At 74.1% G+C, this 12,576-nt stretch carries 14 protein-coding genes; 9 read left to right on the top strand and 5 right to left on the bottom strand.

Features of this window, described 5'->3' with window-relative positions:
• Positions 1 to 107: 107 nt before the first annotated feature.
• The gene (locus tag ABD223_RS06390) at positions 108 to 974 is read right to left on the bottom strand and encodes a DUF2382 domain-containing protein (RefSeq protein WP_344034962.1); all 867 of its coding nucleotides are present in this window, start codon (positions 972 to 974) and stop codon (positions 108 to 110) included.
• A gap of 111 nt (positions 975 to 1,085) precedes the next feature.
• Positions 1,086 to 1,895, bottom strand: a complete 810-nt coding sequence (locus ABD223_RS06385) for a carbon-nitrogen hydrolase family protein (RefSeq protein WP_344034961.1) — start codon at positions 1,893 to 1,895, stop codon at positions 1,086 to 1,088.
• A 29-nt stretch (positions 1,896 to 1,924) separates the two neighbouring features.
• On the opposite strand from ABD223_RS06385, the gene ABD223_RS06380 reads away from it, so the two are divergent.
• Positions 1,925 to 3,484 (top strand): ABC transporter substrate-binding protein, encoded by a 1,560-nt coding sequence (locus tag ABD223_RS06380; RefSeq protein ID WP_344034960.1) that lies wholly within the window; start codon positions 1,925 to 1,927, stop codon positions 3,482 to 3,484.
• Between the two features lie 19 nt (positions 3,485 to 3,503).
• Entirely contained in the window at positions 3,504 to 4,634 is a 1,131-nt protein-coding gene (locus tag ABD223_RS06375) for an aminotransferase class V-fold PLP-dependent enzyme (protein ID WP_344034959.1), read from the top strand.
• Positions 4,635 to 4,694: 60 nt separating this feature from the next.
• On the opposite strand, the gene ABD223_RS06370 is transcribed toward ABD223_RS06375, so the two are convergent.
• Positions 4,695 to 6,014, bottom strand: a complete 1,320-nt coding sequence (locus ABD223_RS06370; protein ID WP_344034958.1) for a M14 family metallopeptidase — start codon at positions 6,012 to 6,014, stop codon at positions 4,695 to 4,697.
• A gap of 151 nt (positions 6,015 to 6,165) precedes the next feature.
• On the opposite strand from ABD223_RS06370, the gene hisD reads away from it, so the two are divergent.
• The 4 genes from hisD (at position 6,166) to ABD223_RS06350 (ending at position 9,415) form a co-directional block, all read left to right on the top strand.
• Positions 6,166 to 7,482, top strand: a complete 1,317-nt coding sequence (hisD, locus tag ABD223_RS06365) for a histidinol dehydrogenase (protein WP_344034957.1) — start codon at positions 6,166 to 6,168, stop codon at positions 7,480 to 7,482.
• Between the two features lie 74 nt (positions 7,483 to 7,556).
• The gene (locus ABD223_RS06360) at positions 7,557 to 8,660 is read left to right on the top strand and encodes a histidinol-phosphate transaminase (RefSeq protein ID WP_344034956.1); all 1,104 of its coding nucleotides are present in this window, start codon (positions 7,557 to 7,559) and stop codon (positions 8,658 to 8,660) included.
• Positions 8,657 to 9,259, top strand: coding sequence for an imidazoleglycerol-phosphate dehydratase HisB (hisB, locus tag ABD223_RS06355; protein WP_344034955.1), 603 nt, complete (start codon positions 8,657 to 8,659; stop codon positions 9,257 to 9,259). The genes ABD223_RS06360 and hisB overlap by 4 nt, the downstream gene beginning before the upstream one ends.
• On the top strand, positions 9,260 to 9,415 hold the full coding sequence (locus ABD223_RS06350; protein ID WP_344034954.1) for a hypothetical protein: 156 nt from the start codon (positions 9,260 to 9,262) through the stop codon (positions 9,413 to 9,415).
• Between the two features lie 4 nt (positions 9,416 to 9,419).
• On the opposite strand, the gene ABD223_RS06345 is transcribed toward ABD223_RS06350, so the two are convergent.
• Both ABD223_RS06345 and soxR read right to left on the bottom strand, forming a co-directional pair.
• Positions 9,420 to 9,935 (bottom strand): RNA 2'-phosphotransferase, encoded by a 516-nt coding sequence (locus ABD223_RS06345; protein WP_344034953.1) that lies wholly within the window; start codon positions 9,933 to 9,935, stop codon positions 9,420 to 9,422.
• A 50-nt stretch (positions 9,936 to 9,985) separates the two neighbouring features.
• Complete coding sequence (soxR, locus tag ABD223_RS06340) at positions 9,986 to 10,447, bottom strand: redox-sensitive transcriptional activator SoxR (RefSeq protein ID WP_344034952.1); 462 nt, start codon at positions 10,445 to 10,447, stop codon at positions 9,986 to 9,988.
• Positions 10,448 to 10,500: 53 nt separating this feature from the next.
• Between soxR and ABD223_RS06335 the strand changes: the two genes are divergently transcribed.
• Genes ABD223_RS06335 through ABD223_RS06325 form a run of 3 tightly spaced genes read left to right on the top strand, consistent with a single transcriptional unit; the run spans position 10,501 to position 12,572 of the window.
• On the top strand, positions 10,501 to 11,190 hold the full coding sequence (locus ABD223_RS06335; protein ID WP_344034951.1) for a thiamine pyrophosphate-dependent enzyme: 690 nt from the start codon (positions 10,501 to 10,503) through the stop codon (positions 11,188 to 11,190).
• Complete coding sequence (locus tag ABD223_RS06330; RefSeq protein ID WP_344034950.1) at positions 11,187 to 12,086, top strand: transketolase family protein; 900 nt, start codon at positions 11,187 to 11,189, stop codon at positions 12,084 to 12,086. Before ABD223_RS06335 ends, ABD223_RS06330 begins: the two co-directional genes overlap by 4 nt.
• Before the next feature lie 9 nt (positions 12,087 to 12,095).
• Entirely contained in the window at positions 12,096 to 12,572 is a 477-nt protein-coding gene (locus ABD223_RS06325) for a hypothetical protein (RefSeq protein WP_344034949.1), read from the top strand.
• Positions 12,573 to 12,576: the final 4 nt, after the last annotated feature.

Here is a 12,576-nt window from a genome sequence, read left to right as displayed (position 1 = left end):
GGGCTGAACCCGCGTTGACGTGGGGTTGGACCTGCGTTGACCCGGGGCTGGGCCTGTGCTGACTGGCCGCGCCCGCACCCCGGCTCGGGGGTGCGGGCGCGCCCGGGTCAGGCGTGGCCCGGGTCGTCGCGCAGCTCGTCACGACCCGGGTTGCCCCGCCGGTCGTCGCGCTCCACGTCGACCTGCTCCTTGCGGACCTGGTCGCGCACGTGCTGCTGGTCGGCCTTGGTCTCCTTCTCCAGCCTGACCCGCTCCACGGGCTTGGCCGTCTTCTCCACCACCGGCTCCTGCCGGCGCAGCGTGACCTCGGCCTCCTCCTCGGCGAACGCGTGCCGGCCCGCCTCGCCGCCCTGGACGGGCTCGCGCACCACCCGGACCTCCTCGTGCTCCACCGGCACGGTCACGTCCCGCTGCTCGGTCACGGTGTGCTTGACCAGCCGCACCCGGCCCGCCTCGACGTCGCGGGTGCCGACCTGCACGTCCTCCTCGTACCGGGTGACCGCGTCGTCGGACGGGCCCTGCCGGGGACCGGGCCGCCTGCCGATCGCGTCCTGCGCCTGCGACTGCCCCTGCGCCTGCCCCTGGACCGACTCGGTCCCGGTGACCCCGACCCCGGTCCGCCCGCCGGGCAGGCGGTCGTGCTCGCCGCTGCGGCGGCCCGGGATCAGGTCGTAGTAGGAGTACAGCTCGTCCTGCTGCTCCTGCGACATGTGCTGGTCGGACACGTCGATGCTGGGCGCGCCCTTCACCTTCTGCTTGTCGACGTGCACCGTGATGGTGCCCGAGCCCATGGTCGCGTCCTGGATCGGGACGAACGTCTCCTTGAGCCCGAACAGACCGGTGTGCACGGACGCCCACACGGGCCGACCGTCGCGGTCGTCGAGCCAGACCTGCTTCACCGCGCCGATCCGCTCCCCCCGCTCGTCGATGACCTCGCACTCGTACAGTCGGTCGACTTCGGCCTGATTGATCATGGCCGGGTTCCCTTCGCTGTGTTGTACGTGCGAGCCAAGGGCTTCCCGGGCTGGTCGCGGGGCTAGTCGAGTGCCACCTGTACGTGTGACGGGCCTTCCCCCGAAAGAACTTCAGAGCCGGCGGTTGGCCAGCACGGGCAGCGCGCGGCGCGCCTGCTCGACGGTCCCCGGGTCCAGGTCGGCCAGGAGCAGGCCCGGCTCGCCGGCCAGCTGCTCGACCACCGAGCCCAGCGGCGAGGCCACCGCGCTGAACCCGATGCCGGTCGGCGCGTCCCCCTGGCCCGCGTTCCCGCCGTCGGCGCCCGCGGACCCGGCCGGCGGCTCGGCCTGACCGCACGCCAGCACCCACGACGTGCAGTCCAGCGCGCGGGCGCGCACCAGCAGCTCCCACTGCTCCCGCTTGCCCGGACCGGCGCCCCACGACGCGCACACCAGCACGGCCGTCGCGCCCCGGTCCGCCAGGGCCCGGAACAGCTCGGGGAACCGCACGTCGTAGCAGGTGGCCAGGCCGAACACGAGGCCGTCCACCGCGAAGACCACCGGCTGGGCGCCGGGCGCGACCGTGCGCGACTCGGCGAAGCCGAACGCGTCGAACAGGTGGATCTTGTCGTACCCCGCGTGGTGGCCGCCGCCGGTGACCAGCAGGGTGTTGGCGACCCGGCCGTCGGCCGCCGGGGTGAACATGCCCACCACGACGACCACGCCGTGCTCGTCGGCGATCCCGCGCACCGCGGCGGCCCACGGCCCGTCCAGCGGCTCGGCCACCGGGCCGAGGGGCACGCCGAAGCGGCACATCGTGGCCTCGGGGAACACCACCACCCCGGCGCCCCGCTCGACGGCGCGCGCGGTCTCGGCGCGCACCAGGTCGAGGTTGGCCGCCGGGTCGGCGGAGGAGTTGATCTGGCACAGGGCGACGCGCATGCCGTCCACTCTAGGTAGTGTCGGGTTCCGTGCGCCCCCTCCTGCCCACGCTCGTCGTCGTCGCCCTCCTCGCTGCCGCGGGGTGCACCGGCGACACCACACCGAGCGCCGAGGGCACCCCGGACGGCAGCGCGCTCGTGCTGGCCGACGCGGTCGAGCCGACCACGCTGAACCCGCTGCTCGGCTACGGCCGCGAGGGCGTGTCCAAGATCTACGACGGCCTCGTCGAGCACCGCGCGGACGGCTCCGTGCGGCCCCGGCTGGCCGCCGAGCCGCCGACACCCGCCGCGGACGGCCTGAGCTGGACGGTCGAGCTGCGGCAGGGCGTGACGTTCACCGACGGCACGGCGTTCGGGCCCGAGGACGTGGTGGCCACCTACCGGGCGCTGCTCGACCCGGCGTCCGGTTCGACCGAGCGCGCCGCCTACGACGGGCTCACCGGCGTGGAGCAGCTGGACGCGGACACCGTCCGGTTCACCCTCGCGCGGCCCCGGGCGGCGTTCCCGCACCTGCTGGTGCTCGGCATCCTGCCCAGCGAGGCCCTGCCCGGCGAGGCCCACGGCGTCCCGCTGGCGGACGTCGCGCCGGTCGGCACCGGCCCCTACCGGCTGGTCGAGTGGCGCAAGGGCGACCGGATGGTGCTGGAGGCCAACACCGCCCACTTCGACGGCGAGCCGAAGATCCGCAAGCTGACCGTGGTGTTCGTGCCGGACGACAACACCCGCGCCCAGCGGATGCAGGCGGGCGAGTTCGACGGCACCGAGCTGCCGCCCCGGCTGGCCGCGGCCTTCGGCAACGCCAACGGGATGCGCGTGATCACCCACCGCAGCGCCGACCTGCGCGCGGTGACCCTGCCCGGGGGCCCGGTGACCGGCGACAGCGCGATCCGGATGGCGCTCAACCTCGCGGTCGACCGCGAGGACCTGGTGGACAACCTGCTCGGCGGCAAGGGCGAGCCGGAGAGCACGCCGGTGCCCGCCGCGCTGCCGGAGTTCGTGGAGACGGCGGCCGAGTTCCCCCACGACGAGGCCCTGGCCGGGCTGCTGCTCGACCAGGCGGGCTGGGTGCGCGGCGTGGACGGCGTGCGCGTCCGGGACGGCGTGCCCGCCCGGTTCACGCTCATGTACCCGATCGGGGACGTGGTGCGCGCCGACCTGGCCACCGGGTTCGCCGCGGACGCCAAGGCGGTCGGCGTGGAGGTCCAGCTGGCCGGCCTGGGCTGGGACGCCATCCCGGCCAGGCTCGGCGCGGACGCCCTGCTGCACGGCGGCGGCAGCCCGTTCGACCCCGACCTGGCCGTCCACCAGCGGCTGCACACCGGCAACCCGTGGGGCTACGCGAACCCGCAGGTGGACGCGGCCCTGGACGCCGGGCGGTCGCTGCTGGACCCGGCGCAGCGGGCGGCGGCCTACAAGCAGCTCCAGCGGGCCTACGTGGCCGCGCCGGGCATGGTCGTCCTGGCCTCCGTGCAGCACACGTACGTGGTGCGGGAGAACTGGAACGGCTACCAGGAGGTCGTGGACCCCTACACGCGCGGCGCGCTGTCGTGGGGCCCGTGGTGGAACCTGGAGGAGTGGACGCCTCGCTGACCCACCGGGAGGACTTCGCGTGACCGCTTTCCTCGACTCGGCCGGTTCCTCGCTGCCACCGCGGGAGGTGCTGGACGAGGTCGTCGGGCACCTGCGGCGGGAAGCCGAGGTCGGCGGGTACGTCGCCGCGCGGGAGCGGGCCGACGACCTGGCCGCCGGCTACGGCGTGCTCGCCGACCTGCTGGGCGCCGAACCGGACGAGATCGCCTTCACCGACAGCGCCACCAGGTCCTGGCTGGCCGCGTTCGACGCGGTGCCGCTCGGCCCCGGCGACCGGGTGCTGATCAGCGAGGCCGAGTACGCGGGCACCGCGATCCCGATCCTGCACCGCGCCCGCGAGGCCGGGTACGAGGTCGACGCGGTGCCGTCCGACGCGTCCGGCCAGATCGACCTCGAAGCGCTGGCGGACGCGCTGGACGAGCGGGTCAAGCTCGTGTCGCTGACGCACGTGCCCACCAACAGCGGCCTGGTCAACCCGGTGCGCGAGGTCGTCGAGGCGGCGCACCGGGTGGGCGCGCTGGTGCTGCTGGACGCGTGCCAGTCGATCGGGCAGCTGCCCGTGCGCGCCGACGAGCTGGGCGCGGACCTGATCTCCGGCACCGGCCGCAAGTGGCTGCGCGGCCCCCGCGGCACCGGCGTGCTGGTGGTGCGCCGCGAGGCGGCCGACCGCCTCCGGCCGCGGCTGGTGGACCTGCACAGCGCCCAGTGGGTGGGACCGCGCGAGGTGCGGCTGCGCGAGGACGCGCGGGTCTACGAGATCTGGGAGTCGAACGTCGCCGACCGGCTCGGCCTCATCGCGGCGGCCGGGCACGCGCTGGCCCGCGGCCTGGACGTGATCGAGCGCGAGGTCTCCGACCGCGCCCGGCGGCTGCGGGAAGGGCTGGCCGAGCTGCCCGGCGTGACGGTGCGCGACGTGGGCGAGCGGCGGTCGGGCATCGTGACGTTCACCGTGGCCGGCGTCGCGCCGCAGGAGGCGCGGGACCGGCTGCTGGCGGAGGGCGTGGTGGTCAGCACCAGCGGCGCGTCGTCCACGCTGCTGGACATGAGCAGGCGCGGGCTCGACGAGGTGGTGAGGGCGTCGCCGCACTACTTCGTCGAGCCCGCCGAGCTGGACCGGGCCCTTGAGGCGATCGGCGGGTTGCGCCCCTGACACGGCGCGGGCCCGGCGGAACACCGCCGGGCCCCCACCGCCCTCAGGCTCCCGCGGCCGTCAGCAGGTGCGCCCGGTGATGCGCGGGACGCAGTCGGTGTAGTCCAGCAGCAGCTGGACCGCGGTGTCGTTGCGCGAGGTCTGCGCCGCGATCAGCGTGTCGCGCGGGTAGAAGCCGCTGGTGCCGCTCGCCGACCTGGGGTACATCTCGAAGGTGTAGCTCCAGATCTTGTGCGCGGCCCACATCCAGTCGTCCACCGAGCCGTCGGTGATGTAGAGGTCGCTGGCCTGCTGCGGGGTGTAGCCGTTCAGCGCGGCCATCCGCCTGCCCATGGTCTGGAACACGTTGGCCTGGGTGGCGTCCAGGCCCGCGGCGGTGTCGCTGTAGGTGTAGCCGTACGGCCACAGGATCAGCTCGGAGAACGTGTGCCAGTCGATGTGCGACTTGATCTGCTGCACGCCGCCGACCACGCGGCTGTTGGTGAAGTCGCGGACCCGGGCGACCTCCGGCGCGGAGAACGCCGCCGTGCCGCGGTAGGTGTCGCTGGACCCGCTGCCGCTGGAGCCGCCGCAGCAGCCCCACTGGTGGCCCCAGTTGCGGTTCGGGTCGGTGCCGGTCGCCGTCGAGTTCGGCTGCCGGTTCTTGCGCCACGCCCGGAACGAGCCGGTCGCGATGTCGTACTCCGAGCCGTCCGGGTTGACGCTGGGGATGACCCAGATCTCCCGGTTGTCGACCGTGTTCTTGATGGCCGAGTTGGACGCGTAGTTGTCCGTGTACCGCTTGATGATGTGCAGGCACATCTCCACGGTCAGGTGCTCGCGGGCGTGCTGGTTGCAGGTGAACAGCGCCTCGGGCTCGCTCTCGTCGACCGAGGGGTTGTCGCTGATCTTGACCGCCCACAGGTCGCGGCCCTGGTAGGACTTGCCGATGCTGCGCAGCGTGACCAGGTTCGGGTGGTCGGCCACGGCCTGGTTCAGCTCGGCGGTCATCTCCGCGAAGTTGTGGTAGCCGGTGTAGCCGGACGGGAAGTCCTGCGCGCCGACGTCGCCGGTCGGGTCGGCGAAGTCCGCCTTGCCGAGGTCGGCGAGCTGGGCGTCCGCGTCACCGAGGTTGTTCAGGGGCAACCCGGTGGCGCGCAGCAGCAGGTGCTGGCGGGGTTCGGCGATCACGGTGAGCTTGTCGCCGGTCTGGCCGAGCACGTCGACGCCGGTCCGGGCGATCCTGGTGCGGGCCTCCGGCGTGGTGGCGGTGACCTCGAAGACGGTCCGGTCCGGGACCTTCGCGGTCGTCGGCTGCGCGGACCCGGTGTGCAGGGGGAGCACCAGGGTCGCGCTCGCCAGCAGCGCTGCGGCGACGAGGCCGCTTCGCTTGGTGAACATGGATCCTCCATCATGGGCAGGGTTGCGACGGAGATGTGCCCACGCAGCGTGGTCCCCCGGTCACTCGTCGAGGTAGCCCCCGTTGGTCGGGTTCACCGCTTCGGTCGCGGGGTGACAGTTGACGGAATTCGCGACCGCTTACCCTTGGGTCATGCTCAACCGCATCGACCTGCGAGGTCGGGTCCCGTCAGCAGCCGAACTGCGCGCCGCGCTGCCGCGCGCCGAGGTCGACGTGGACGCGGTGCTGCATCACGTGCGGCCGATCGTGGAGGACGTGCGGGACCGCGGCGTCGAGGCCGTGCTGGAGCACACCGAGCGGTTCGACCGGGTGCGCCCCGCCGCCGTCCGCGTGCCGGTGGCCGAGCTGGAGCGCTCGCTCGCCGAGCTGGACCCGGCCGTGCGCGCCGCGCTGGAGGAGTCCGTCGCCCGCGCCCGCAAGGTCCACGCCGACCAGCGCCGGGTCGACACGACCACCCAGGTCGTGCCCGGCGGGACGGTGACCGAGCGGTGGGTGCCGGTCGGCCGCGTCGGCCTCTACGCGCCCGGCGGCCTGGCCGTCTACCCGTCGACCGTGGTGATGAACGTGGTGCCGGCCCAGATCGCCGGCGTCGAGTCGCTGGTGGTCTGCTCGCCGCCGCAGGCGGAGTTCGGCGGCCTGCCGCACCCGACGATCCTGGCCGCCGCCGCGCTGCTCGGCGTGACCGAGGTGTGGAGCGCGGGCGGCCCCATGGCGATCGCCCTGCTGGCGTACGGCGGCACGGACACCGACGGCTCGCCGCTGGAGCCGGTCGACGTGGTGACCGGTCCGGGCAACATCTACATGACCGCGGCCAAGCGGCTGCTGCGCGGCCTGGTGGGCATCGACTCCGAGGCGGGGCCGACGGAGATCGCGATCCTGGCCGACGAGACCGCCGACCCGGTGCACGTGGCCGCCGACCTGATCAGCCAGGCCGAGCACGACACGCTGGCCGCGAGCGTGCTGGTGACCACCTCGGTGGAGCTGGCCGACGCGGTGGACGCCGAACTGGAGCGGCAGGTCGGGGAGACCAGGCACCACGAGCGCATCCGCACCGCGCTGCGCGGCAGGCAGTCCGGCACCGTGCTGGTGAGCGGCGTCGACGAGGGCCTGCGGGTGGTCGACGTGTACGCGGCGGAGCACCTGGAGGTCCAGACCGCCTCCGCCCGCGAGGTCGCGGCCAGGGTGCGCGCGGCGGGCGCGGTGTTCGTGGGCGCGCACTCGCCGGTGTCGCTCGGCGACTACTGCGCGGGCTCGAACCACGTGCTGCCCACCGGCGGCTGCGCGCGGCACTCGTCCGGGCTGTCGGTGCAGACGTTCCTGCGGGGCATCCACGTCGTGGACTACAGCGAGGAGGCGCTGCGCGAGGTCGCGCCGCACGTCGTGGCGCTGGCCGACGCCGAGGACCTGCCCGCGCACGGCCAGGCGGTCACGGCGAGGTTCCGCGGATGAGGCCCGCCGACGTGAGCACCTCAGCGGAGGCGGCATTGAAGCCCGCCGACGTGAGCACCTCAGCGGAGGCGGCATTGAAGCCCATCGGAGACCGGGTGGAGCTGGGCGACCTCCCGCTGCGGGACGACCTGCGCGGCCGCACGCCGTACGGCGCGCCGCAGCTGGACGTGCCCGTGCGGCTGAACACCAACGAGAACCCCTACCCGCCCACGCCGGGCCTGGTGGAGGACGTGGCCAAGGAGGTCGCGGCGGTCGCGGCCGAGCTGCACCGCTACCCGGACCGGGACGCGGTGGCGCTGCGCGAGGACCTGGCGGCGTACCTGTCGTCGGCCACCGGCGTGCCGCTCACCGCGGCCAACCTGTGGGCCGCCAACGGGTCGAACGAGATCCTCCAGCAGGTGCTCCAGGCCTTCGGCGGGCCGGGCCGGGTCGCGCTGGGCTTCGAGCCGTCGTACTCGATGCACCCGATCATCGCGGCGGGCACGCGCACCGAGTGGGCGCCCGCGCCGCGCCGCGAGGACTTCTCGCTGGACGTGGAGCGGGCGGTCGAGGCCATCGCCGGGCACTCGCCCGACGTGCTGTTCGTGACCAGCCCGAACAACCCGACCGGGCAGAGCCTGCCGCTCGACGACCTGCGCGCGCTGGTCGAGGCCGCGCCGGGCGTGGTCGTGGTGGACGAGGCGTACGCGGAGTTCTCCTCGCGGCCGAGCGCGGTGGAGCTGCTGGCCGAGCACCCGGCGAAGCTGGTCGTGAGCCGGACCATGAGCAAGGCGTTCGCCTTCGCGGGCGGCCGGCTGGGCTACCTGGCCGCCGCGCCCGCCGTGGTGGACGCGTTGCTGCTGGTCAGGCTGCCCTACCACCTGTCCGCGCTGACCCAGGCGGCGGCGCGCGCGGCACTGCGCCACGCGCCGGAGACGCTGGGTTCGGTGGCGAAGCTCGCCGCCGAGCGGGACCGGGTGGTGGCCGAGCTGTCCGAGCTGGGCTTCTCGGTCGTGCCGAGCGACGCGAACTTCGTGCTGTTCGGCTGGTTCACCGACACGCGTGCCGCGTGGCGGTCCTATGTGGAGCACGGCGTGCTGATCCGGGACGTGGGCATCACCGGTCACCTGCGGGTGACGGTCGGCACCCCGGAGGAGAACGACGCGTTCCTCGCGGCGAGCAAGGAGGTTGGCCGGTGAGCCGGGTCGGCAAGGTGGAGCGGACCACCAGGGAGTCGTCGGTGCTCGTCGAGGTGGACCTCGACGGCTCCGGTCGGGTCGAGATCGCCACGGGCGTGCCGTTCTACGACCACATGTTGACCGCGCTGGGCGTGCACGGGTCGCTGGACCTGGTGGTCCGGGCGACCGGCGACGTGGAGATCGACGCGCACCACACCGTGGAGGACGTGGCGATCGTGCTCGGGCAGGCGCTGCGCGAGGCGCTGGGCGACAAGAAGGGCATCCGCCGGTTCGGCGACGCCTGGATCCCGATGGACGAGACGCTGGCGCACGCGGCGGTGGACGTGTCGGGCCGGCCGTACTGCGTGCACGTGGGCGAGCCCGAGCAGTTCAACACCTTCACCATCGGCGGCAACTACCCGTTCGTGCTCAACCGGCACGTGTTCGACTCGCTGGCGTTCCACGCGGGCATCGCGCTGCACGTGCGCGTCGAGTACGGCCGCGACCCGCACCACATCGCCGAGGCCCAGTACAAGGCGATCGCCCGCGCGCTGCGCGCGGCCGTGGAGCCGGACCCGCGCGTCGGCGGCGTCGTCCCGTCGACCAAGGGCGTGCTGTAGGTGCCGAAGGAGCTGGTCGTCATCGGTCTGCTCGCACTGGCGGGCTTCCTGGGCGGCGGCGCCTACAGCACCTGGAAGACCGTCCGGGGCCTGTCGGTGGCGCTCATAGTGCTGACCGCGGTGGCCCTGGGCGGGGCGGCGCTCTGGGTGCTGTAGGGCTTCACGCGGGGTGTTCGCGCAGGTAGGCGGGCGGCACCGCGGAGGCCAGCCACACGCCGTTCGCGCTCACGCGGAACTCGTGGCCGTCGGCGCGCATGGCCGCCGCGTCGACCTCCAGCACCACCGGCCTGCCCCTGCGCGACCCGACCCGCACGGCCGTCTCCACGGTCGCGGACAGGTGCACGTCGTGCCGCCGCATGGGCCGCAGCCCGTCGCGGAGGATCTCGGGCAGCGCCGCGCCGACCGTCCCGTGGTAGAGCACCGCGGGCGGTTCGGCCGCGGCCAGCCCCAGGTCCACGGCCACCGTGTGGCCCTGGCTGGCGCGGATGCGCCCGTCGACCACCTCGTAGCGCTTCTTGTCGTTGCGCGCCACCACCTCCAGCACGTGGTCCCGGCTCACGCCGAGCGCCGCCACGAACTCGCCGAGGTCCACCCAGCCCGCCGCGTCGAGCGCCAGGCCCGCCCGCTCCGGGTCGTGGCGGAGCACCTTGGACATCCGCTTCGACAAGCGGGTCATCTCCTTCTCCTGCACGAGCCCAGTGCAGCACGCCGCCGCAAGCGGGTTTCCTACAGGCCGCCCTCGCTGGCGGGCTTGAGCTTCGGCGCGCCGGGCCCGTTCGCGGCCTGCTCGTCCCCGAAGTTGTGCAGGTAGCAGCTGCGCAGCGACAGGCAACCGCACCCGATGCACGACGTCAGCCGGTCGCGCAGCCGCTGGAGCGCGTCGATCCGCGCGTCCAGCTCGGCCTGCCAGGTGGTGGACAGCCTGCTCCAGTCGGTCTTGGTGGGCGTGCGGCCGTCCGGCAGCGCGGCCAGCGCCTGCTGCACGTCCTCCAGCGACAGGCCCACCCGCTGCGCGGTGCGGATGAAGGCCAGCCGGCGCAGCACCGACCGCGCGTACCGGCGCTGGTTGCCCGCGGTCCGCTCGGACGCGATCAGCCCGCGTTCCTCGTAGAACCTCAGCGCGGTGTGGGGCACGCCGCTGCGCTCGGCCACCTGGCCGATGGTCAACATGTCCGGCAACTTGCTCACGTGCCCATCTTATGGGTTGACTTCGACTTAAGTCGAGGTTGTTCCCTGGTGTCATGACGGTGAGCGACGAGCCGGCGCACGCGGATCTGCCCGCGTTGTTCCGGCGGATGGCAGGGGACGAGAAGCACGAGTGGGCCGCGGCGTCCACGCTCGACGTGCTGTGGGTGCTCTACGACCGGGTGCTGGACGTCTCGCCGGACCGGGTGGACGACCCGGACCGCGACCGGTTCCTGCTGTCCAAGGGGCACGGGCCGATGGCCTACTACGCGGTGCTGGCCGCCAAGGGCTACCTGGAACCATCCATTTTGGACACGTGGACGGCGTGGGACTCGCCGCTGGGCCAGCACCCGGACCGCGTGCTGGTGCCCGGCGTCGAGATCAGCAGCGGGTCGCTGGGCCACGGCCTGCCGATCGCCGTCGGCACCGCGCTCGGCCTGCGCCTCCAGGGTCGCGCCGCGCGCACCGTGGTGCTGGTCGGGGACGCCGAGCTGGACGAGGGCAGCAACCACGAGGCGATCGCGCTGGCCGGGCGGCTGGCGCTGGACCGGCTCACCACCGTGGTGGTGGACAACGAGTCCGGCACGCACGGCTGGCCGGGCGGCGTGGCGCGCCGGTTCGAGGTCGAGGGCTGGCAGTCGTCCACTGTGGACGGGCGGGACCGGGGGGCGCTGCACGCGGCCCTCACGCAGGAGCACGCCGGGCGGCCCCTGGTCGTGGTGGCGAAGGTGGAGGAGGGGCGATGACGACCATGCGGCAGGTGTTCGTGGACACCGTCGAAGAGGTGATGCGGCACGACCCGCGGGTGGCGGTGGTGATCGCCGAGATCTCCCGCGACGCGTTCCGGCCCCAGGACCGGCTGATCAACGTCGGCATCCGCGAGCAGGCCATGGTGGGCGTCGGCGCGGGCCTGGCGCTGGCCGGGATGCGGCCCGTGGTGCACACCTACGCGCCGTTCCTGGTCGAGCGGCCGTTCGAGCAGGTCAAGCTGGACTTCGGGCACCAGGACGTCGGCGCGGTGCTGGTCGGCATCGGCGGCTCCTACGACGACCCGGTGTGGGGCCGCACGCACCAGGCGCCTGGCGACGTGGCGCTGTTCGACACGCTGCCCGGCTGGACCGTGCACGTGCCCGGCCACCCGGGCGAGGTGGAACCGGTGGTCCGGGCCGCGCTGGCGGCCGACGACCGGGTCTACCTCAGGCTGTCCCTGCGGCAGAACGCCGCGCCGCTCCCGGTGGTCGAGGGGTTCACCGAGGTGCGGCGCGGCGGGCGGGGCGTGGTGGTGGCGGTCGGGCCGATGCTCGACACCGCCCTGGCCGCCACCGAGGGGACCGACGTGACCGTGCTGTACGCGTCGCGGATCCGCCCGTTCGACGCCGCCGGGCTGCGCGCGGCCGTCGCGCGGACCGGCCGGGCCGACGTGCTGCTGGTCGAGCCCTACCTGGAGGGCACGTCGGCGCACCTCGCGGCCGAGGCGCTGGCCGACGTGCCGCACCGGCTGCGGTCGCTGGGCGTGCGGCGGGACTCCGAGCTGCGCGCCTACGGCACCGCCGAGGACCACGACTCGGCGCACGACCTCGACGTGCTCGGCGTGGCCGCGGCCGCGCGTCGGATGTTCGACCACCCGGCGGCTGCGGCATGATCCCTACCCGTGAGCGTGCCGAGAACCCTCATCTGGACCCCCGCGCCGACCGCCGAGTTGCAGCTGAACCTGCACCGCGCGGTCGCGGGCCCGGCCGCCCTGGTGCCGGTGGCCTCCGGGACGGTGCTGCTGCCGCCCAGGAAGATCGGGTTCTCGGCGGCGCTGGCGCTGGCCGGTCAGGTCCGCCTGACCGGCGCGCCCGCGCTGCTGGTGCGCTGGAGCCCGGCCGGTGAGGTGTGGACCGACGGCGGTGCGGCCGGCTACACCGGCGCGCCCCGCCGCCTGGTCGGCCTCGTCCGCTGGTGGCGGCTCGACGCCCGGCCCGGCGCGGCGGACCTGCCGGCCGACGCGGCCGAGGTCAGGGCCCTGGTCGACGAGGGCCGCGCGGACGCCTGGGTGACCAACCTCCCGGCAGGCGCGGGCCTGCCGATCAACACCGTGCTGCCCGTGGTGCCCGTGACGCAGGGCGGGTCGCCGCTGGCCTAGTAGC

The organism is Saccharothrix xinjiangensis (assembly GCF_039527585.1).
In the GTDB taxonomy this organism is placed as follows: domain Bacteria; phylum Actinomycetota; class Actinomycetes; order Mycobacteriales; family Pseudonocardiaceae; genus Actinosynnema; species Actinosynnema xinjiangensis.
The sequence above is the reverse complement of the archived record's forward strand: the minus strand, read 5'-3'. Positions and strand labels throughout refer to the sequence as shown.

Coding starts and splice junctions, on each gene's coding strand:
- ABD223_RS06390 (WP_344034962.1), bottom strand. CDS start 974: ATGATCAATCAGGCCGAAGTCGACCGACTGTACGAGTGCGAGGTCATC.
- ABD223_RS06385 (WP_344034961.1), bottom strand. CDS start 1,895: ATGCGCGTCGCCCTGTGCCAGATCAACTCCTCCGCCGACCCGGCGGCC.
- ABD223_RS06370 (WP_344034958.1), bottom strand. CDS start 6,014: ATGTTCACCAAGCGAAGCGGCCTCGTCGCCGCAGCGCTGCTGGCGAGC.
- hisD (WP_344034957.1), top strand. CDS start 6,166: ATGCTCAACCGCATCGACCTGCGAGGTCGGGTCCCGTCAGCAGCCGAA.
- ABD223_RS06345 (WP_344034953.1), bottom strand. CDS start 9,935: ATGACCCGCTTGTCGAAGCGGATGTCCAAGGTGCTCCGCCACGACCCG.
- ABD223_RS06335 (WP_344034951.1), top strand. CDS start 10,501: ATGACGGTGAGCGACGAGCCGGCGCACGCGGATCTGCCCGCGTTGTTC.
- ABD223_RS06330 (WP_344034950.1), top strand. CDS start 11,187: ATGACGACCATGCGGCAGGTGTTCGTGGACACCGTCGAAGAGGTGATG.